This is a genomic window from Rhizobium etli 8C-3 (genome assembly GCF_001908375.1).
In the GTDB taxonomy this organism is placed as follows: Bacteria; Pseudomonadota; Alphaproteobacteria; order Rhizobiales; family Rhizobiaceae; genus Rhizobium; species Rhizobium etli_B.
The window spans coordinates 2579270-2600557 of record NZ_CP017241.1; the positions used below are offsets into that span (position 1 = coordinate 2579270).

18 protein-coding genes are annotated in these 21288 nt (G+C 59.9%); 7 read left to right on the forward strand and 11 right to left on the reverse strand.

The annotated features are described in order from the left end of the window. Nucleotides 1-146: 146 nt before the first annotated feature. Together ettA and AM571_RS13060 are read right to left on the reverse strand one after the other, a co-directional pair. The gene (ettA, locus tag AM571_RS13055) at nucleotides 147-1796 is read right to left on the reverse strand and encodes an energy-dependent translational throttle protein EttA (protein WP_074061765.1); all 1650 of its coding nucleotides are present in this window, start codon (nucleotides 1794-1796) and stop codon (nucleotides 147-149) included. Nucleotides 1797-2154: 358 nt separating this feature from the next. Beyond that, a complete protein-coding gene (locus AM571_RS13060) occupies nucleotides 2155-2889 on the reverse strand; it encodes a ribonuclease T2 family protein (RefSeq protein WP_074061766.1) in 735 nt (244 codons plus the stop codon). Nucleotides 2890-3038: 149 nt separating this feature from the next. On the opposite strand from AM571_RS13060, the gene AM571_RS13065 reads away from it, so the two are divergent. Genes AM571_RS13065 through AM571_RS13080 form a run of 4 tightly spaced genes read left to right on the forward strand, consistent with a single transcriptional unit; the run spans nucleotide 3039 to nucleotide 7821 of the window. Further along, nucleotides 3039-4007 carry an alpha/beta hydrolase gene (locus AM571_RS13065; protein WP_074063232.1) on the forward strand — a complete coding sequence of 323 codons (969 nt, stop codon included), beginning with the start codon at nucleotides 3039-3041 and terminating at the stop codon, nucleotides 4005-4007. Beyond that, nucleotides 3982-4932: a DMT family transporter gene (locus AM571_RS13070; RefSeq protein WP_074061767.1), complete on the forward strand. Its 951-nt coding sequence runs from the start codon at nucleotides 3982-3984 to the stop codon at nucleotides 4930-4932. The genes AM571_RS13065 and AM571_RS13070 overlap by 26 nt, the downstream gene beginning before the upstream one ends. A gap of 19 nt (nucleotides 4933-4951) precedes the next feature. Continuing rightward, nucleotides 4952-6166, forward strand: a complete 1215-nt coding sequence (locus tag AM571_RS13075) for a CaiB/BaiF CoA transferase family protein (protein ID WP_074061768.1) — start codon at nucleotides 4952-4954, stop codon at nucleotides 6164-6166. Next, the gene (locus AM571_RS13080) at nucleotides 6163-7821 is read left to right on the forward strand and encodes a thiamine pyrophosphate-binding protein (RefSeq protein ID WP_074061769.1); all 1659 of its coding nucleotides are present in this window, start codon (nucleotides 6163-6165) and stop codon (nucleotides 7819-7821) included. Before AM571_RS13075 ends, AM571_RS13080 begins: the two co-directional genes overlap by 4 nt. Nucleotides 7822-7861: 40 nt before the next feature. On the opposite strand, the gene AM571_RS13085 is transcribed toward AM571_RS13080, so the two are convergent. The 3 genes from AM571_RS13085 to AM571_RS13095 all read right to left on the reverse strand — a co-directional run bounded on the left by AM571_RS13085 (nucleotide 7862) and on the right by AM571_RS13095 (nucleotide 9509). Then, nucleotides 7862-8206, reverse strand: a complete 345-nt coding sequence (locus AM571_RS13085; RefSeq protein WP_074061770.1) for a RidA family protein — start codon at nucleotides 8204-8206, stop codon at nucleotides 7862-7864. 54 nt (nucleotides 8207-8260) lie between these two features. Then, complete coding sequence (locus tag AM571_RS13090; RefSeq protein WP_074061771.1) at nucleotides 8261-8599, reverse strand: TIGR01244 family sulfur transferase; 339 nt, start codon at nucleotides 8597-8599, stop codon at nucleotides 8261-8263. Between the two features lie 70 nt (nucleotides 8600-8669). Continuing rightward, a complete protein-coding gene (locus AM571_RS13095) occupies nucleotides 8670-9509 on the reverse strand; it encodes a DUF4432 family protein (RefSeq protein ID WP_074061772.1) in 840 nt (279 codons plus the stop codon). A gap of 268 nt (nucleotides 9510-9777) precedes the next feature. Here AM571_RS13095 and AM571_RS13100 point away from each other — a divergent pair, with 268 nt between their 5' ends. Beyond that, a complete protein-coding gene (locus tag AM571_RS13100; protein ID WP_420493352.1) occupies nucleotides 9778-11133 on the forward strand; it encodes a L,D-transpeptidase in 1356 nt (451 codons plus the stop codon). Nucleotides 11134-11304: 171 nt separating this feature from the next. Here AM571_RS13100 and AM571_RS13105 read toward each other — a convergent pair whose 3' ends face one another. The 6 genes from AM571_RS13105 to AM571_RS13130 form a co-directional block, all read right to left on the reverse strand. After that, a complete protein-coding gene (locus tag AM571_RS13105; RefSeq protein ID WP_074063233.1) occupies nucleotides 11305-12018 on the reverse strand; it encodes a ParA family protein in 714 nt (237 codons plus the stop codon). A gap of 227 nt (nucleotides 12019-12245) precedes the next feature. Further along, nucleotides 12246-13400: an iron-containing alcohol dehydrogenase gene (locus AM571_RS13110; protein WP_074061774.1), complete on the reverse strand. Its 1155-nt coding sequence runs from the start codon at nucleotides 13398-13400 to the stop codon at nucleotides 12246-12248. Further along, nucleotides 13397-14782 (reverse strand): aldehyde dehydrogenase family protein, encoded by a 1386-nt coding sequence (locus AM571_RS13115; RefSeq protein ID WP_074061775.1) that lies wholly within the window; start codon nucleotides 14780-14782, stop codon nucleotides 13397-13399. Before AM571_RS13115 ends, AM571_RS13110 begins: the two co-directional genes overlap by 4 nt. 191 nt (nucleotides 14783-14973) lie before the next feature. After that, complete coding sequence (locus tag AM571_RS13120) at nucleotides 14974-16344, reverse strand: glutamine synthetase family protein (RefSeq protein ID WP_074061776.1); 1371 nt, start codon at nucleotides 16342-16344, stop codon at nucleotides 14974-14976. Between the two features lie 149 nt (nucleotides 16345-16493). Continuing rightward, nucleotides 16494-18041 (reverse strand): amino acid permease, encoded by a 1548-nt coding sequence (locus AM571_RS13125; protein ID WP_074063234.1) that lies wholly within the window; start codon nucleotides 18039-18041, stop codon nucleotides 16494-16496. Nucleotides 18042-18158: 117 nt separating this feature from the next. Then, a complete protein-coding gene (locus AM571_RS13130; protein WP_074061777.1) occupies nucleotides 18159-18932 on the reverse strand; it encodes an N-formylglutamate amidohydrolase in 774 nt (257 codons plus the stop codon). Nucleotides 18933-19113: 181 nt separating this feature from the next. Here AM571_RS13130 and AM571_RS13135 point away from each other — a divergent pair, with 181 nt between their 5' ends. Then, nucleotides 19114-19986 (forward strand): MurR/RpiR family transcriptional regulator, encoded by an 873-nt coding sequence (locus tag AM571_RS13135; RefSeq protein ID WP_074061778.1) that lies wholly within the window; start codon nucleotides 19114-19116, stop codon nucleotides 19984-19986. 188 nt (nucleotides 19987-20174) lie between these two features. Further along, on the forward strand, nucleotides 20175-21278 hold the full coding sequence (locus tag AM571_RS13140; protein ID WP_074061779.1) for an ABC transporter substrate-binding protein: 1104 nt from the start codon (nucleotides 20175-20177) through the stop codon (nucleotides 21276-21278). The last annotated feature ends 10 nt before the right edge of the window (nucleotides 21279-21288 follow it).

Here is a 21288-nt window from a genome sequence, read left to right on the forward strand (position 1 = left end):
ATAAAGATATCTTTATGTGATTTGAGGAGACATGGCAAGCCGGAATCCTCTCTGTTCACGAAATTCACTGGTCTGAAAGCGACCGACAAAAACACAAAACCCCGGCGATTGCCGGGGCTTCTGATCTAATGGCTCGTCGCTGACGTTCAGCGCGTCAGGCGCTTGTAGGTCACCCGCTTCGGATTGACCGAATCCGCGCCGAGGCGACGCATCTTGTCCTGCTCGTAGTCTTCGAAGTTGCCTTCGAACCATTCGACATGGCTGTCGCCCTCGAAGGCGAGGATATGCGTTGCAAGCCGGTCGAGGAACATGCGGTCGTGGCTGATGATAACAGCGCAGCCCGCGAAGTTTTCGAGCGCGTCCTCAAGCGCCGCCAGCGTTTCCGTATCGAGATCGTTGGTCGGTTCGTCGAGCAGGATGACGTTGCCGCCGGCCTTCAGCATCTTGGCAAGATGGACGCGGTTGCGCTGGCCGCCGGAAAGCGTGCCGACCTTCTGCTGCTGGTCGCCGCCCTTGAAGTTGAAGGCGCCGCAATAGGCGCGCGAATTCACTTCGTGCTTGCCGAGCTTGATGATGTCGTTGCCGCTGGAGATCTCTTCCCAGACGGTCTTGTTGCCGTTGAGCGCATCCCGGCTCTGGTCGACATAGCCGAGATCGACGGTATCGCCGATGCGGATTTCACCACTGTCCGGCTTTTCCTGGCCCGTGATCATGCGGAAAAGCGTCGTCTTGCCGGCACCGTTAGGGCCGATGACGCCGACGATGCCGCCGGGGGGCAGCTTGAAGCTCAGGTTCTCGATCAGGACGGTATCGCCGTATCCCTTGGTGAGATTCTCCGCCTCGATGACGACCTGACCGAGACGTTCACCGACCGGGATGACGATCTGGGAGTCGCCCGGACGACGGTCGGCGGCTGCCGCCACCAGTTCGTCATAGGCGCGGATACGCGCCTTCGACTTTGCCTGACGCGCTTTCGGACTTGACGCAATCCATTCCTGCTCACGAGACAGAGCCTTCTGGCGGGAGGCCTCTTCGCGGCCCTCCTGCTGCATGCGCTTGGCCTTCGCCTGCAGATAAGCCGAATAATTTCCCTCGTAGGGAATGCCGCGGCCGCGGTCGAGCTCGAGGATCCAGCCGGTGACATTGTCCAGAAAGTAGCGGTCGTGGGTGATCATCAGCACGGAACCTGGATATTCGCGCAAGTGCTTTTCGAGCCAGGCGATCGTCTCGGCATCGAGATGGTTCGTCGGTTCATCGAGAAGCAGCAGATCCGGCTGGGCAAGCAGCAGGCGGCAGAGCGCCACGCGGCGCTTTTCGCCGCCCGAAAGATTGTCGACTGAAGCATCGCCCGGGGGGCAGCGCAGCGCGTCCATCGCCATTTCGACCTGGCTTTCCAGGTCCCAGAGGTTCTGGCTGTCGATAATGTCCTGGAGCTTCGCCCCCTCTTCCGCCGTCTCGTCGGAATAGTTCATCATCAGTTCGTTGTAGCGGTCGAGGATCGCCTTTTTGGAAGCCACACCTTCCATGACGTTTTCGAGCACCGTCTTCGACGCGTCGAGCTGCGGCTCCTGCGCCAGGTAGCCGAGCGTTGCGCCTTCGGCGAGCCAGGCTTCCCCGGTATATTCCTTGTCGAGACCGGCCATGATGCGCAGAACGGTGGACTTACCGGCGCCGTTCGGGCCGAGGATACCGATCTTGGCATCGGGGTAGAAGGAAAGGTGGATGTTCTCCAGCACCTTCTTGTTGCCATAGGCCTTGTTGAGGCCGGCCATATGATAGATGAACTGACGTGCCATTATACGCTGCTCCGGGCGGAAACTTTGAAAACCGTGGCCGCTATGTAGGCGAAAGCCGGCTTTCGGGCAACGCCGAAACCGGTTTTGTGAACGGCAATCGATTTGGCTGCGTTCGAAAAACAAGACAACGCAGGGATTTCCTCGTTGCCGTCAGGCTTTCCGCCCAGTCGCATGAAACAGACGGCCTATGGCAGACGTGAAGCCGGCCACGACTTCGAACACCAGCTGGTGACGAATTCGGCCTCGTATCCGTCCGAGTATCTCTGGTAGGCCTCCCCGACGCTTCCGAAGTCATAAAGCCGCATTTCTTTTCCCACTCTTGTTCGAGCTGCGCTCGATCCATCCGTGCGATGAACTCTCAGAACCCCGCAGCGTCGACAACGCCTTCGTCGCAGCCGAAGGAGGTGCGGCCGGCGTCTTGCATGAGTTTCGCAAGGCCAGCGCCGGCGCCGACAACCGAGCCCGCGTCCTCCGACAGCCCGATCGTCAGCTCGGCGATGACACGCACGTCGCCTGCGCGCCGGCAGTTCATCTTCACACGCTCGCCTGCACCTGCACCGAAGCTCTTGTCGAAAGCCGCCTTGATCTGATCGGCATTGACCTTCTTGCCGACATTTGCGGCAAAGAGATCGCGAACGGCCGAGCCGTTGAGGTCATCGATCAGGCGGATCGCCACGTTGAAATAATCGTCGGCGCTCATCTTCGTGCAGGTGCCGTGCTTCGTCCATTCATGCCGCTCAAGGCCCGATTGCGATCCGGGCATGGCCCTCGCAAGGGCTGACGCATTCTCGATCGTCAGCTTGACTTCCGGCAGCCTTTTCCAATCCCCGTCTTTATCGACTGCCTGCAGCTCCTTCGGTACACCGCAGTAATTCTGCCGCAGCGGCCAAAGGCCGTGGAGCGAAAAATTCGTCGCGTCGAAACGGTCCTTCGTCTGGGTCCTGCATTCCGGCTTCCTTTGGTTTACCTGGCAGAATGCCGGCTGCCAACTTGCAGCAAGGATGAAGCGCGTGCCCTCATCCTGAGCAACCGCAAAGCCGGCCATGACGGTCGACAGAACAAACGCCACCAAACGCACAAACACCCTGCTCATCGCAACTCCCGCAGACAGAACAATTCGCGAACGAATAGACCCGAAGCCCGAGGTAGTGCAACCCGGACTCGCAGGAAATTCCACAGCAAACATGCGTCAGGATGTTGCATTTGGCCCGCGATCTGCTCTTTTGCAGCGGGAGGATGGAAATGTTTTCGAAAACACAATGGCTTAAGGCGCCTGAGGCGACGCTCGCCTTTCATCATGAGGCGGCCTGCGGCCGTCCGCGGGGCATCCTGCTGATCTCCCACGGACTTGCTGAACATTCCAGGCGCTACGCACGCTTCGCCAAGGCAATGGCCGCACGCGGCTATCATGTCTATGCCCACGACCACCGCGGCCACGGCGAAACCGTGGCCAACGGCGCGCCGATCGGCCAATTCGCCCGGCGCAACGGTATGCAGCAGGTCCTTGCCGACACGGTCGCCATGCGCGACTATGCTGCAAGATTTCATCCGAACCTTCCCGTGATCCTCTTCGGCCACTCCATGGGCGGGCTGATCGCCCTCAATGTTGCGGTGACCTATCCGGAAAAGTTTGATGCCGTGGCCGTGTGGAATTCGAATTTCGCTGTCGGTCTGACAGGCAGGGCCGCGCAAGCCATCCTGCTTGCCGAGAAAGCCCTTAAGGGTTCCGACGTTCCGAGCGCCCTCATGCCGAAGCTCACCTTCGACGTCTGGGGCAAATCCATTCCCGGCCACCGGACTGCATTTGACTGGCTCTCGCGCGATCCGGCCGAAGTCGACAAATATATCGCCGATCCGCTCTGCGGCTTCGATGCTTCCGTTTCTCTCTGGCTCGATATTATTCAACTCACCTTTCGCGCGCCGCAGAAGCGGCACCTCGAGAGGCTGCGAAAGAATCTGCCGATCCATCTCGTCGGCGGCGGAAAGGATCCGGCGACCGATGGCGGAAAAGCCGTGATGTGGCTGTCAAACCATTTGAAACAGCATGGTTTCTCCCGTATCACCACCGAAATATATCAGGACAAGCGGCACGAGACTCTGAACGAGATCGGCGCCGAAGCGGCGATTTCGGCGTTTGCCGATTGGTGCGACTGCGCAACCGCAAGCCCCGACGAGCGGACCGGAAATGAACAGTGCGATAACAAAGAATAGCTCCTCCGAAGTCAGTATGGGCCTCATGCTCATGTTTTTTTCGGTGCTCGTATCGCCGCTGATCGATATTTTTTCCAAGCTTGCCATCACGACGGTTCCGTCTGCGGAGATCACCGCAGCACGCTTTGCCATACAGGCTCTGTGCATGCTTCCCATTGTCATCTGGCGCAAAAAACTGACGGATTCGTCTTTGAGGCAGAGCCTCTTCCACGCAATTCGCGGCGCCATCATCACGATATCGATGATCTCGTTCGTCACCACGCTCAAATACATGGCAGTTGCAGATGCGATCGCGATCTTCTTCGTCGAACCCATCATCCTCACAGTCCTGAGCAGCCTTTTTCTGGGCGAGACAATCGGCTGGAGGCGCTACACGGCCTGCGGGATCGGCTTCTTCGGCGCGATCCTGGTCATTCAGCCAAGCTTCCAGGAAGTCGGCTACGTGGCGTTGTTGCCGGTCGTCAGCGCAGTCTGCATCGCCATCTCCGCGATGATGAACAGGGCCCTGGCGCAGCGCGAGGACCCATGGGTGATGCAGTTTCACATGGGCCTGTGGGGTCTTTTCATCTGTGCTGTCCTGCTTTTCTTGGCCCGTGGAAGCGGCTCGGATGTGTTCGAACCGGTGGCGCCAACCACGATGGGTCTCGTCTGGCTCCTTGGCGTCGGCGTAACGGCCGCGATTGCCAGCATTCTCGGCGTCTATGCCTATCGCTCCGCACCCGCCTCGACTTTAGCGCCGCTGCAATATTTTGAGATCGTCTCGGCCACGATCTTCGCATGGCTGGTTTTCGGCGATTTTCCCGACGCCATCAAATGGCTGGGAATTCTCATCATCATTGCATCGGGACTTTACATCATCTGGCGCGAGCGCCGCTTTGCATCCAAACCCGTATCCGATACATCTGAGGCAACGCGGGCACCATGATCCGTTTCCGGGGAGGAACATGACGGAAAGTAGCAAGAAACCGCCGCTTGCCGGCTTCAGGGTCATCGAGCTCGCCCGCGTCCTGGCCGGCCCCTGGGCCGGGCAGATATTGGCCGATCTAGGCGCAGACGTCATCAAGGTCGAAAATCCGGAAGGCGGCGACGATACGCGCCAATGGGGGCCGCCCTTCGTCGAGGGCGGCGACGGCGAAAACCTTTCAGCCGCCTATTATCACTGCGCCAATCGCAACAAGCGCTCTGTCACGGCCGATTTGAAGACCGAGGAAGGCCAGTCGCTGGTGCGACGCCTTGCGGCAACGGCCGATGTCCTGATCGAAAATTTCAAGCTCGGTGGCCTCGTCAAGTATGGGCTCGACTACGAGAGCCTGCGCAAGATCAATCCCAAGCTCGTCTACTGCTCCATCACCGGCTTCGGCCAGTCTGGCCCCTATGCCAGCCTCGCGGGCTATGACTACATCGTCCAGGGCATGTCCGGCTTCATGTCGATCACCGGCGAGCCGGATCGCCAGCCGATGAAAGCAGGTGTGGCCATCGCCGATATCTTCACCGGCATCTATGCTGTCGCGGCAATCGAGGCAGCCCTCATCCATGCGCTGAAAACCGGCAAAGGCCAGCTTGTCGATATGGCATTGCTCGACGTGCAATCCGCCGTGCTCGCCAATCAAAACATGAACTACCTGATCTCCGGCCGCGCGCCGGCGCGGCTCGGAAACGCCCATCCGAACATCTCGCCTTACGAGGTCGTGCCGAGCGCGGACGGTTACCTGATCCTCGCCGTCGGCAATGACAACCAGTTCCGGCGTCTCTGCACGATCCTCAGTCTCGATGGCATCGCCGACGACGAGCGTTTTTCGACCAATAAGGCCCGCGTCGCCAACCGCGACGAAGTGCGCCGCCTGATCTCGACCGAAACGTTGAAATGGCAGAAGGCCGACTTGCTGAAAGCCTGCGAAAAGGATGCTGTACCCGCCGGCGCAATCAACACGATCGAGGAGATGTTCGCCGATCCGCAGATAAAGGCGCGCGGACTGCGCATCGATCTGCCGGATGCGGCAGGAAACATGATTCCGGGCGTGAGGACGCCGGTCGTGCTCTCCGAAACGCCCCTGCGTTACCAAAGGCCGGGCCCCCGGCTCGGCGAGCATCAGGAAGAGGTTCTGGCAGAGCTCGAGGCATTGGAGCGCGCTGAACGGGAGAGGAAATCTGCATCATGAAGAAGACCGGCGGCGAGCTGATTGTCGAAGCGCTGAAGGCAAACGGAATAAAGCGGCTTTCCTGCGTGCCCGGCGAAAGCTTCCTCGCTGTGCTGGACGCGCTTTATGACACGGATATCGAAGTGATCGTCTGCCGCCAGGAAGGCGGTGCCGCGATGATGGCCGATTGCTGGGGTCGGCTCACCGGCGAACCCGGCATCTGCATTGTCACCCGCGGGCCTGGCACCACCAACGCCACGGCAGGCCTGCATATCGCCAGGCAGGATTCGATCCCGATGATCCTCTTCATCGGCCAGGTCCAGCGTGATGCCCGCGAGCGCGAAGCCTTCCAGGAGGTCGAGTTCCGCCGCGCGCTGACCGAGTATGCCAAATGGATCGGTGAAATCGATGATGCGGCACGCATTCCCGAATTCGTGACCCGCGCCTTTGCCGTTGCCACGTCCGGCAGGCCCGGGCCTGTCGTGCTGTCACTGCCCGAAGACATGTTGCGCGACGAGGTGGAAGCGCCGCGCGCAAAGCCTTATGCCCGCGTTCCCGCTCATCCGGGGCGCCGTCAGGTCGACGATTTCTACATGCGGCTCTTGAAGTCCGAACGGCCGATTGTCATTGTTGGCGGCACTCGCTGGGATGCCGATGCCGTTGCCGATTTCCGCATCTTTGCCGAACGCTTCAAGCTGCCGGTCGGTTGTTCCTTCCGCCGCCAGATGCTCTTCGATCACCTCAACCCGGGATATGCCGGTGATGTCGGCATCGGCATCAATCCGGCGTTGGCGAAGGAGATCAAGGAGAGCGATTTGCTGATCCTGCTCGGCGCCCGGATGTCGGAAATGCCGTCGTCAGGCTATACCCTGATCAACGTCCCCTACCCGGCGCAATCGCTCGTCCACATCTATCCTGACCCGTCCGAACTTGGCCGCATCTACCGTCCGGACCTGGCGATCTGCGCATCGCCGCAGGACTTCGTCGCCGCCCTTACCGATCTCGAAGCGCCTGCCGAACCGCGCTGGGCGGAAAGGACGGAGCATATGCACCAGGCCTATCTTGCCTGGTCGAAGCCGCCCCAATCAGGCCCCGGCGCCGTTCACATGGGACCGATCATGGAATGGATCGAAGGCAACACGAAGGCCGACACGATCTTCACCAATGGTGCCGGCAATTATGCCACCTGGCTGCATCGCTTCCATCGCTTCCGGCAGTTCAATACCCAGGCGGCCCCAACATCCGGCTCGATGGGTTACGGCCTGCCGGCTGCCGTGGCCGCCAAGCGGCTTTTTCCGGAGCGTGAAGTCATCTGCTTTGCCGGCGACGGCTGTTTCCTGATGCACGGGCAGGAATTCGCCACCGCCGTCCGCTACAACCTCCCGATCATCGCCCTTGTCATCAACAACGGCATCTACGGCACGATCCGCATGCATCAGGAACGCGACTATCCCGGCCGTGTCAGCGGAACGGATCTCACCAATCCGGATTTCGCAGCCCTTGCCCGTGCCTATGGCGGCCATGGTGAAACGGTGGAGAAAACCGGGGACTTCGCGCCTGCCTTTGAGCGCGCGCGCGCAAGCGGCAAGCCTTCGATCATCGAGGTGAAGCTTGATCCCGAGGCGATCACGCCGACACGCACGCTTACCGAAATCGCGCAAACAAAAAGCCGGTGAGCGAACCCACCGGCTTTAAAACGGGCAATTGGCGCCGAACTCAATCGATCGCGGCGATGACGATAAACTCGACCTTGTACTTCGGTGCAGCAAGCTTGGCCTCGCTGGTGGCGCGAGCCGGCGTGTTCTCCGGGTCGACCCAGGCTTCCCAGGCAGCGTTCATCTCCGCAAAGTAGGAAATGTCGGAGAGATAGATCAACGTCTGCAGGATCTTCGACTTGCTGGAACCTGCAGCGGCAAGCAGACGATCGACTTCGGCAAGCGCCGACTTGCACTGATCTGTCACGCTTTCGCCTTCGCCGACCTGGCCGGCGAGATAGACGGTGTTACCGTGGATGACCGCGCCACTCATGCGGGCGCCGACGTCGATACGCTTGATGCTCATGATGTTCTCCTGAGTTTATGAAAGAAGGGCGCGGCCGAAAGCCGCGCCAAAAGATCAGCCGCGAATATGATGGGTCTTTTGATAGATTGCGGTGGAGCGTGCGCCGGAACGGCAGTAGCCGAGCATCGGGCGCGGAAATTCGTCGAGTGCGTCGACCATGCCTTGCACGGCTTCCTCCGTCACGCCCATCGCGCCAACAGGCACGTGCGCGATGTCGAGGCCGAGTTCCTTGGCGCGGGCTTCGATCACGGAAAACGGCGTCTGGTCCGGGCTTTCCTGGTCCGGGCGATGGCAGACGATCGACTTGAAGCCCATCGCCTTGATCTGATCGAGATCTTCCAGCGTTATCTGGCCCGATACCGAATATTCGTCGTCGATCTGGCGGATGTCCATCGCGCGTTCCTCCTGAAAATGATGGCAGAAGCTCTACGATGCGGGACCGGAAGCGTCAACAACAGTTCGCTCAGAGGAAGGCGAAGCGAAGCGCATAGCTACGGGTCTCGCCCGGTTGCAGCATGTTGAACTCGCCGCCTGCTTGAAGCTCGCTACGCGAGACGCAGCGATGCGAAACCGGTTCGATGCCGAAAACGTCCGCCGGCGTCTTCTGGTTCCGCCAGACCTGCAGGTACGGCAGCGTATCCGCGCCGAAACGCACGCACAGCGTCTTGCCGCCTGCCGCTTTCATCGGACCGAGCCGGACTTCGGCAAAGCCATCCGTCATGGCCGGGGCCTCGACGCAAAAGAGGCCGCCGAGCTCTTCGCCGAAGGTCCATGGAAAACCGCCGCCTTCCAGCATCGTCCCCTGAAGCCGCGAACCGGCGTCGAGCCATTTGCCGCCGGTATTCATGTGATACATGAGGAAGGTGGGCACCGCCTGATCTGTGGTGTTGACGATCCTGTCGTCCAGTAAGACCTCCCCCGTCGCGCCGTCGATCCGCCAAAGCCGTTCGATGCGCTGCGGCAATCCTTCGACGGTGACGACATCGATGTCGGCGCGGCACTCGGCATTGCCGTTTTCGAATTTCGTCCAGACAACCTTGGCCGGGTGACCGGAAGCCGAACCGTGCAGCGGGTAGACCTTGCCATCCGTCCGCCCCGGGATCGGTTCGCGATGGCGGATGTGATCCGGACCGCAGGTGAAGAGAAAGCCTTCGAGCGAGTGGTCGATACGCGGATCGCCATCGTCAGGGATGGCACGCTTCGGTGCAATATCGATGCCGTCGACGAAGCATCCGCCGATATCCATCATCGATGTTTCATCCAGCATCAGGCGCGGCCCCTTGGCGGCGGCAAACTCGATCATTGCAACTCCTCCAATCTTTAAGCTGCCGTAGGGTTAGGATCCGTCCGCACGTTCGTCAATTGCGGCAAACCGGTTGCGCACAACCGGCGATGCGCCGTGGAACCCGCTTGCCAAACGAAACGTTTTGCCTCAGGCAGAAAAGCGCGTGATTTTCATCTTTTGTTTAGTACGAATTCATAATTTCCACACTAGCGTCAAAATTCGCAGGTGTGTGTCGGCCAAATCACTGTTCGAGGTGTAAGACGTGAATCGCTTTTTGAAATCGGGGATGTCCTTAGCCGCAGTCGTGCTGGCCCTTGCAGCTGCCGCACCGGTTGCCGATGCGCAGCAGAATGGCCGCCGCCAGCGCGATGTCGTGATGGTGACTCCCGACGGTGCAATCATCGATTATGTCCCACCTGGCGCCGACGTCTACTATTCGCGCGATCGCAACGGAAACCGCGTCCTGCTCGATAGCTACGGCAACGTCGTCGCGACGGAAATGCGCAGCAGCGGCTATTATCCGCGCCCGCCGGCCCGCGAAGCCTACGACAACGACCCCTACTACGCCGACAACGGCTACGGCAACCCGCGCTATGTGGAGCGCGGCGCCGTGACCGGCTCCATCCCGCGCGATGCCGAAATCCAGCGTGAACCACTTTACGACCAGCCCTATCCGGACGCCAACGCAGAAAATTACCCGCAAAGCGAGGACTATGCATCGATCGAACCGGAACAGTCGTTCCCGGGCGACCTGCAAACACAGCCGCCATTAGAGCCGGTCATCACGCTCAAGGGAAAATCGAAGCCCGAGATCGTCGCCATCCAGGTCTTCCTCGACCGCGCTGGCGTTTCTCCGGGCGTCATCGATGGCCACATGGGCTCTAACGTCACGAAGGCGATCTATGCCTATGAGCAGATGACCGGGGAACGGCTCGACCCCAACAATACTGATGCGATCCTCGAGCAGCTTCGCCTGTCGGGGGGATTACCCGTCACCAGCTACACGATCACGCCGGCAGATGCCGCCGGACCCTACGTGGCCGCAATTCCGGAAGACTATTCGCAAAAGGCGCTTCTGCCTTCCATGGCCTATACCTCGACGACCGAAATGCTTGCCGAGCGCTTCCATATGGACGAAGCCTTCCTCAAGGAAATGAACCCGGGCGCAGACTTCACCGTGCCCGGCACGATCATCAAGGTCGTCAATCCCGGGCAAGCCAAGAGCGGCACCGTCGCAAAGATCCTTGCCGACAAGGCCAAGAAGCAGGTCTTCGCCTATGACGCGACTGGCGCTCTCGTCGCCGCCTATCCCGCCTCGATCGGCTCCAGCGATACTCCTTCGCCCTCCGGCCTCGTCAACGTTGAACGGGTCGCTCTGAACCCCGGCTACACATACAACCCGAAGATCAATTTCCAGCAAGGCGCTAACGACCGCATCCTGAATATCCCGCCCGGCCCGAACGGACCCGTCGGCACCGTCTGGATCGCTCTTTCGAGGCCGACCTACGGCATTCACGGCACACCGGAACCATCGAAGATCGGCCGCACCCAGAGCCACGGCTGCATTCGTCTGACGAACTGGGATGCCACGGAGCTCGCCAAGATGGTGAAGCCCGGCGTGACGGTCGAGTTCGTCGATTGAATTTTCGTCAGCGGCAGGGCAAGCCTCTGCCCGTTTCTGGCTGGCGGCACCTTCTTTCCGTTTCCCCGGAGAAGAGACAGACCTGCCTCCGCCACGACAAAAGCTTGCGCTCAGTTCCAACAAAAAAACCGCCGGATCGCTCCGGCGGCTGGTTCTGAGCATCCCCAGTGTTCAAGCCGCCGAACGGATGAGCGGTCCGGTTATCCGTGCGGAAGCGGGAAGCTTGACCGGTACCTTGCGAATAATCTCTTCGGCAAAACAGAGCGCGTTCTCGCAGGCCTTCTCGAGATTGGAAACCCGCATCGGGTCCATATCCTGCAGCGTACCGCCGCAATCGAAGATATCGCGGAATGCCGCACGCTCGATGATCGCCGTATCGAGGATCGGAACGTTCCGCTCGTTGAGCAGCGTCTTGACAAGTTGCAGTGCGCGGGTGGTCACCATTGAACTGACACGGGTAAGCACCACCGAATGCCCGATCCTGATGCCCGCCTTCTCATCCAGATACTGCAGCAATTCCAGCACCTGCGCCCCGCCGCGCGCATCCATGGCACAGCCCTGGATCGGGATCAGCACATGGTCGGAAAGGCCGACTGCGGTGGCCAGCAAGGGATTGCGGGCCCCTGGCAGGTCGATGATAAAGTAGTCCGTGGAATGCTTGTTCTCACTGACGTGTTGCGGAAGCGAGGCGGACGTCACGAAATCGATGACCTGAATATTCGGCACATGGCCTGAAATCTCGTGCCAGCGGGAAATCCAGTGCTGAGGATCGGCGTCGAGAATGGTGATGCGGTAGCCCTTGCGTGCAAGTTCCGTCGCGAGCAGAAGGACGGCCGTGGTCTTGCCTGCTCCGCCCTTGGTGTTTGCAAATGTGATGACTGGCATGTTGAATCCTCGAAGGAAATGTCGCGAGCCGGATGTCGCTTTCTTGCGCACTTTCGGGTTCATCGTGCGTTAACGTATCCTTTCCGATGATGGTTAACAAAATCCAAACAATCGCGCCGAAATTGCAGCCTCAATCTTTCACATCCTAAGAAATCGGGATGCCGAAAACGAGAAAGGCCCGGAAAGCTCGGGCTTTCCAGGCCAGTCTTGACGGTCCGCCTGTGTGATCAGAAGCAGTCCTTGAACAGCGTCCTGGTATTTTCGAGCGTCATTTCGACGGGATTGCCGCCCGCGCTCGGATCTTCGATTGCCATCGCAGAGAGCTCGTCGATCCGGTCCGGTGCGATCCCCATGGCCGAAAGGCTTCCCGGAACCCCGAGTTCTGCGCGAAGCTTCAGCACGTATTCATAAAAACCGTCGAAGCCGCCGGAAATGCCGAGATAGGCGGCAGCACGTGCGATCTTTTCTTCGATGGCGGCGCGGTTGAAACGCAGCACCGCCGGCATCACGACGGCATTGGTCATGCCGTGATGGGTGTTGTAGACGGCGCCGATCGGATGCGACAGCGCATGGATGGCGCCAAGGCCCTTCTGGAAGGCGACGGCGCCCATGGCGGCGGCGGCCATCATGTTGGCGCGGGCTTCGAGGTCGGTTCCTTCCTTATAGGCACGCGGCAGGAATTCCTTGACAAGGCGCATGCCTTCCAGCGCGATACCGGCAGACATCGGATGATAAAATGGCGAGCAATAGGCTTCCAGGCAATGCGCAAATGCATCCATCCCGGTCCCGGCGGTGATGATCTTCGGCATGCCGACCGTCAGCTCCGGATCGGCGATGACGACGCCCGGCAGAAATTTCGGATGGAAAATGATCTTCTTCACATGTGTTGTGGAATTGGTGATGACGCTGGCGCGGCCGACCTCCGAGCCAGTGCCGGCCGTCGTCGGCACCGCAACGATCGGCGCAATGCCCTCGATGCTCGCACGCGTCCACCAGTCCCCAATATCCTCGAAATCCCAGACTGGACGCGTCTGGCCGGCCATGAAGGCGACGCACTTGCCGAGATCGAGGCCCGAACCGCCGCCGAAAGCGACGACGCCGTCATGGCCGCCGTCCTTGAAAGCCCTGACGCCTGCCTCGAGGTTCTTCTCGTTCGGGTTCGGATCGACGTCTGCGAAGATCGCGCGGCCGAGACCTGAATCTTCCAGGATGTCGAGCGCGTTCTTGGTAATCGCCATCGGGGCCAGGCCGCGATCGGTAATCAGCAGCGGCTTCTTCATGCCGAGGCTCTTGCAGGCGTCGGCCAGCTCCTTGATGCGGCCGCGGCCGAGCTTGACTGATGTCGGATAGCTCCAGTTGGCGGTAATATTGCTGCTGCTCATGCTGTGACTTTCTTGAGGTGGAAGGATTTCGGGCGCGTCAGATTGTAAAAGCCGATGATCGACAGCGAGCCGCCGCGGCCCGTCTCCTTGACGCCGGTCCAGCAGAGCGCCGGGTCGAGATAGTCTGCGCGGTTCATGAAAACGGTGCCGGTTTCGATCTCGCGGCCGAGCCGCGCTGCCCGCTCGGCATCCTTCGTCCAGAGCGATGCGGTAAGGCCGTACTGGCTGTCGTTCATCAAAGCCAGTGCTTCCTCGTCGCTCTTTACCTTCATGATGCCGACCGCCGGGCCGAAAGTCTCTTCGCGCATGAACGCCATGGAATGGTCGACGTCGACGAGGATCTGCGGTGCGAGATAGGCGCCGCCGTCATCGGCCGGGAAGAGCTTCGGATCGACGAGTGCCTTGGCGCCCTTGGAAACCGCGTCGGCGATCTGCTCGCGCACCACTTTGGCGAAACGCTTGTTCGCCATTGGACCGAGCGAAGTTTCCGCATCGAGCGGATTGCCGAGCTTGTAATTGGAAACCCATGCGACCGACTTTTCGACAAAGCTGCCATAAAGCGATTCATGCACGTAGATGCGCTCGATGCCGCAGCAGCATTGGCCGGAATTGTAGGTCGCGCCATCCATCAGCGTATCGACGGCCGCATCGAGATCGGCATCTTCCATGACGTAGCCCGGATCCTTGCCGCCGAGTTCGAGCCCGAGGCCCGTAAAGGTCCCGGCTGCGGCCCGCTCCATGGAACGACCACCCTCGACGGATCCGGTGAAATTGACGAAATTGAAGCTGCCGGCGGCGATCAGCGCCGACGTCGTTTCATGGTCGAGAAAGACGTTCTGGAAGACGTCTTCCGGAACACCTGCCTCGACAAAGGCCTGAACCAGCCGCTCGCCGACGAGCAGCGTCTGCGAGGCGTGTTTCAAGATGACGGTATTGCCCGCCATCAGCGCCGGTGCGATCGTGTTGATCGCCGTCATATAAGGATAGTTCCACGGGGCGATCACGAACACGACGCCATGGGCTTCACGCTCGATACGGCGCTCGAACTTGTCACTTTGTTCGACAACAAGCGGCGCCAGCGCGTCGGCAGCGATAGAGGCGACATAGTTGGAGCGCTCGTTGAAGCCTCTGTATTCGCCGCCATACTTGACCGGCCGACCCATCTGCCAGGCGAGTTCCGGCACGACGCGATCGGACATCTCGTTGAGACGCGCAGCACCCTTCAGCACAAGCTGTACGCGCTCTTCCAGCGGCCGCTTCGCCCAAGCCCTCTGCGCCTTGCGGGCGCGGGCAACAACATCCCTCGCCGCCTCCAGCGAGAGCGCCGGACGCTCCGCGTATACCGATCCGTCGACCGGCGAAATGCATTGGATCATGGTCATGGTCTCGTCCTGCCTTTGTATTCTTCAAATCTCTTCGGGCACCAGCCCCTCATCCACCTGCCGACCTTCTTGCGAAAATCGCGGCGAAGAAAGGGATGCCGCACCCCGTCAATCGCAACGCCTGTGGGACAGTCACCTCGCCCCATCAAGGGTTAGGGTGAGGACACAGCAACGACACGCTGCAAAATGCCTTACGCCCTTTCAAAGCCTCTCGCCACTTCCCAATCCGTCACGCGGCGGTCGTATTCCTCCTGCTCCCATTCGGCAGCGCGCGTGTAGTGGTCGATGACGTCATCACCGAAAGCCGTCCGCAGCATCTTTGATTGCGTCATGGCGACCGTCGCGGCACGAAGCGTGTGCGGGATCTCGCGGATATCTCGCGCGCCATAGGCATCGCCGACGAATGGCGATTCGAGTTCGAGCCCGTTCTCAATGCCGTCGATGCCAGCCGCCAGCAGTGCTGCAAAGGCGAGATACGGATTGAGGTCCGAACCACCGACGCGGCATTCGATGCGGATCGCCTTGGTGTCGTCGCCGCAGAGGCGGTAGCCGGCGGTGCGGTTGTCCTTGCTCCAGATCGCCTTCGTCGGTGCGAAGGTGCCGGCCATGAAGCGCTTGTAGGAATTGATATAAGGTGCCAGGAAATAGGTGATCTCGCTTGCGTGGGCGAGAAGGCCGGCCACGTAGTTCCGCATCAAAGGCGACATGCCGTATGTACCCTTCTCGTCGAAGAACAGCGGCGTCTTTGCGTCGGCGCTCCAGAGCGACTGATGGATATGAGAGGAGCTGCCGGCCGACATGTAGCTCCATTTGGCGAGGAAGGTGATTGCCTTGCCCTTCGACCAGGCGATTTCCTTGCAGCCGTTCTTGATGATGGCGTGCCGGTCAGCCATCGTCAGCGCGTCGGCGTAGCGCACGTTGATTTCCTCCTGCCCTGCCGAAGCCTCACCCTTGGAATTCTCGACCGGAATGCCCGCACCCTGCAAGCCGGTACGGATCGCCCGCATCACATCCTCTTCCTTGGTCGTCTGGAAGATGTGGTAGTCCTCGTTGTAGGCGCTGGCGAGCTTGAGATTGCGGTAGCCGGCGGCATGCGCAGCCTCATACGTCTGGTCGAAGAGGAAGAATTCGAGCTCGGATGCCATGAAGGCCTTCATGCCCATGTCTTCCAGGCGCTTGACCTGCTTCTTCAGGATGGCGCGCGGCGAATGCGGCACCTCTTCGTGCGTGTGATGGTCGAGCAGATCGCAAAGAACCAGCGCCGTTCCCTCGAGCCAGGGAATGCGGCGCAGCGTCGAAAGGTCCGGTTTCATCGTGTAGTCGCCGTAACCCTTCTCCCAGCTCGTCGCCTTGTAGCCGGAAACGGTTTCCATCTCCATGTCGGTCGCGACCAGATAGTTGCAGCTATGCGTTTCCTTCCAGGCGCTTTCGAGGAAATATTCCGCCTGGAAGCGCTTGCCCATCAAGCGGCCCTGCATGTCCACCTGGCATGCGAGAATAGTATCGATGCGCCCTTCGGCCACGTCCTTCTTGAGATCATCGAAAGTATAGCTGTTGCTCATCATTTATCCGCCTGAAATCTGGATTGGAAACTCGGGGCAACGAAACAGCATGCAGCGGTCGCCATGACCGGCTAGATGCCTCTTCGCTGGACCGGTGATGGGGCCGCGTGAATGGCGGCCCCGCCATTTGAGAGGGAAGCTCGGTTTTCTTACGCTTCGCCGACGGCCTTTTCGGCAGCCGCGATCTCAGCCTGGCGCTTGGCGACTTCCTCGCCGATCGGCGGGCCCTTGAAGCGGCGCTTTTCGAAGCCGTACCAGACAACGCCGGTTACAATAAGGAAGCCGACGGTGATGTAGAGCGCCCAGTCATTCGGCGGCTGGATGCCGAGCACGAAAATAAGCACCATTGCAATGATCGAGAGCACGGCAAAGAGCTTGAACATTGCCTCGCCAAGATTCCACGGCCCCATCTTGTCCCACTTCGACGTACCCCAGGCGAAGAGGCCGAGCGTGATCGGAATCGCGAAGGAGAAAAAGAGGAAGATGACGGTGCACGAAACGACGATGGTATAGACCGGCGTTTCGCCGATCGAAACGAGCGACGAACCCCAGACGAAGAGGACGGCGAGGATAGAACCGGTCCAGATTGCAGCAACCGGCGTGCGGTGTTTCGGACTGACCTTCGACAATGCCTTGGATGCCGGCAGACCGCCGTCACGCGAGAAGGCGAAGATCATGCGGGAAACCGAAGTGACGGTTGCAAGGCCGCACAGCCACTGGCTGACCAGAATGGCAAGATACAGGATATCCTTGACGATCGGATTGACCTGGCTGTCCATCGCCCAGAAGAACACGTTCCAGCCCTGCTTGGCAGCTTCGTCCATGCTGGGCAGCATCAGCACGAATGCGCAAAGCATGATGTAGCCGAAGAGCGCCGACCAGAGCACGGAGGAAATCATGCCGCGCGGCACGGAATGCGCAGCCTTTACGGTCTCTTCCGACGTATGGGCCGACGCGTCATAGCCGGTGATCGTGTAGATCGGCAGCAGGAGGCCGAGCAGGAACACCCAGGTCGCGGACGTGGCAGGCCAGACATTGCCGCCAGCTTCGCCCGAATAGTTGGCGAAGGTGAAGAGACGGCCGAACTCGTAGGATGGTGCGGCGATCAGGCAAACTGCGGCGAGCGCGATTGCCGTTGCAAAGATCAGGTAGCCAGAAAAGTCCGTGAGCTTGGCGGTCAGGCCGATGCCCATATGGTTCACAAGCGCCTGCGCACCGGTGATGATGACCAGGAAGGCGATGCGAACGAATGTCGTGTCCGCCAGCCCGAGATAGCTCGTGCCGAAGGAGCCCATGAAGAAGTAGTAGGTACCGACGTTGATGGCACCGAGCACCGTCACGAGACCGAGCAGGTTGAACCAGGCGGTCAGCCAGCCGGTGAAGCGGTTGCCGAGGATGGAACCCCAGTGGTAGAGACCGCCTGCGGTCGGATAGGCAGAGCTGATCTGCGCCATGGCAACGGCGAAGACGAGCGAAATGAAGCAGCCGAGTGGCCAACCGATGCCGATCGCAGCACCACCAGCGCCGGCAGTCGCCTGCGCCAGCGAATTGATGCCGCCGGAAAGGATGCAGATGATCGAGAAGGAGACGGCAAAGTTCGAGAACGAACTCATTCGCCTTTCCAGTTCCTGGGCATAGCCCATCGAATGCAGGATGCTCATATCCTGCTTCTTATCAAGTTCGGTATAGTCCGACATGACTTCCCCCTGTTTGACGATCAGCAGCGGAATTGCCGCAGATCCAGTGCCAAAGTTGCCCGCCGCTTTCGCCATACGGACAGATCGCAGTTAGACTGCTCCCTGGGGTCTATTGTTTTATGGTCGGGCTTCCAGGCTTTGCTGGAGGAGCCCTGTCAGATAGTCGGCCATGACCCCTTGGCCGACATCCTCGCTGATGAGGTCGTTGCGGACCTCGATCATTACATTGCGGAGCCCGTTCGAGAGGCCGTGCAGGATCAGCGTGTGCGTGACGCCATCCTCAGGGCCATAGGGCTCGTTTCGTTCGGTTTTGTAGAGCGGGGCGTCAGCCGCCGCTGCCAGCATTCTGTCTGCCAGGCGGCTGTCGGCATCGTGCAGGATGCCGAGCTCGACGGCACGCTCCTTGCCATTATAGACCGGCGTGAAACTGTGAACAGTGACGATCACCGCCTCCTGCCCCCGCGCCTGACGGTCCTTTATGAGATCTCTAACCGCATCGTGGAAAGGTCGATACAGCGCTTCGGTACGGGCCTGCCGTTCCTTTGCGCTCAGATTCCGATTGCCGGGAATGGCATAGATCTCGCTCGTCTCGGGCATTGCGCCTGGCGATTCGGGCGGGCGATTGCAGTCGTAGATCAGGCGAGAGAAGCGCTGAAAGACAAGTGTTGCGTCAAGCGCCGTCGAGATGGCGCGCGCAACTGCCAAAGCGCCCGGATCCCAGGCGATGTGGCTATTGAGCGCTTCCTCGGAAAGACCGAGATCGCCGAGCTGCTCGGGCAGCGCTCGCGAAGCGTGCTCGCAGATGACCAGCAATGGGCTCTTGCCGCGCGGCCGCTCTATTCCGACGCAGTTTCCATCCGCTTCGCTTAGAATCTTGAACTGAGTGAGCACCTAGCCGCGCCTGCCGTTGCCTTAATAATTTCCTTACAAGAAAAGAATTCTTCAGTCTTCGGGCGGTGTCAAGCGCGATCTGAAAATTTCTTTTCATGACAGTGGTTGACATGGATTGTGACAGCGTTGTTAACTTTGAGAGGGAAAGTGGCACAAGACCAATCCCGGGGAGCAAGATCGCGTGAGCGCTGCGTCGAAGACGGTTTCGGACGTCATCCATTCGCATTTCGAAGCGCTGACGCGCGCCGAGAAGCAATTGGCCGAGAGTCTGCTGGATAATTATCCTGTTTCGGGGCTGGGCAGCATCACCACGATCGCCGAAAACGCCGGCGTCTCGACGCCCACCGTCGTCCGCATGGTCCAGAAGCTCGGCTTCAAGGGTTATCCGGATTTCCAGGCGCATCTGCATCAGGAGGTCGAAGCGACGATCTCCAACCCGATCGCCAAACACGATCGTTGGGCTTCCAATGCGCCGGGCACGCATATCCTCAACCGTTTCGCCGATGCCATCATCGGCAATCTGCGCCAGACGCTGAGCGATCTCGACACCGCGACTTTCAACAGCGCCGCTGCCCTGCTTTCGGATCGCAAGCGCGGCCTTTATTTCGTCGGCGGTCGCATCACGGGCGCGCTTGCCGAATACTTCTTCACCCACATGCAGGTCATCCGGCCGAATACCGCACTCTTGTCGTCCAATTCCTCCAGCTGGCCGCAGTATGTTCTCAACATGAATGCCGGCGATTTGCTGATCATCTTCGACATCCGCCGCTATGAGCAGGAGATGGTGAGCCTTGCCCAGGCCGCCCGTACGCGCGGCGCCGAAATCATCGTCTTCACGGACCAATGGGGATCGCCGGCGGCAAAGCTCGCGAAACACGTCTTTCGCGTCCAGATCGAGGCGCCGTCGGCTTGGGATTCTTCGGTCGTCACCCTCTTTATCGTCGAAGCGCTCATCGAAGCGGTCCAGAATTCTACCTGGGACGAGACGAAGGAGCGTATGAAAACACTGGAGGGCCTGTTCGAACAGACCAGGCTGTTCCGAAAACCCGGCTAGGAGGAGAGGCAGGAACGAACAAAACAATAAGGCTGCGTGAAAGAAATAGAACCGAGCGTCGCAGACGAAACAGACTCCGAAAAATACTGGAATCATAAGAAAAACGAACGTCACGCGACCGTCATACAAGCTTCATGCAACGCCAGTAACAGCATCGCCAGACCACTGAAAACCGAAGGAGAACAACAGTGATCTCTAACATTTCTCGACTGCTCTCGCTTTCTACTGCGATCGTCGTAGCTTCGACTGCGATTGCCGCAGCAGAACCGAGCGCCGAACTCGTCGCCGCCGCCAAGAAGGAAGGCACGCTCACCACCATCGCTCTCCCGCACAACTGGTGCGGTTATGGCGACGTCATTGCCGGCTTCAAGGCCAAGTATGGCATCGAAGTCAACGAACTGAACCCGGACGCAGGTTCGGGCGACGAAATCGAAGCAATCAAGGCCAACAAGGGCAATACCGGCCCGCAGGCGCCCGACGTCATCGACGTCGGCCTCTCCTTCGGCCCGTCGGCCAAGGCCGAAGGCCTCATCCAGCCCTACAAGGTCTCCACCTGGGATTCCATTCCGGACTCAGCCAAAGACGCCGACGGCTTCTGGTACGGCGACTACTACGGCGTTCTTTCGTTCGTGGTGAACACCGACATCGTCAAGAACGTCCCGAAGGATTGGGCCGACCTGAAGAAGTCCGAATATGCCAACTCCGTTTCGCTCGCTGGCGATCCGCGCGCTTCCAACCAGGCTGTTCAAGCCGTCTACGCCGCTGGCCTCGCTGCCGGTGAAAAGGATGCCACGAAGGCTGGCGAAGCAGGTCTTGCTTACTTCGCAGAGCTCAACAAGGCCGGCAACCTCGTTCCGGTCATCGGCAAGTCCGCTTCGCTCGCTCAGGGTTCCACCCCGATCGTCGTCGCCTGGGACTATAACGGCCTCTCCTGGCGTGACAGCCTCAACGGCAACCCGCCGGTTGAGGTCGTCGTTCCAGCATCGGGCGTCGTTGCCGGTGTCTACGTTCAGGCGATCTCCGCCTTTGCTCCGCATCCGAATGCTGCCAAGCTCTGGATGGAATACCTCTATTCAGACGAAGGCCAGCTCGGCTGGCTGAAAGGCTATTGCCACCCGATCCGCTTCAACGACCTTGCCGAAAAGGGCCTGATTCCGAAGGAACTGCTCGACAAGCTGCCGCCGGCTGAAGGCTATGCCAAGGCTGTCTTCCCGACACTCGACGAGCAGGCCGCAGGCAAGACCGCCATCACCACCAAGTGGGACAGCGTCGTCGGTGCCAACGTTCAGTAAGGCATGACAT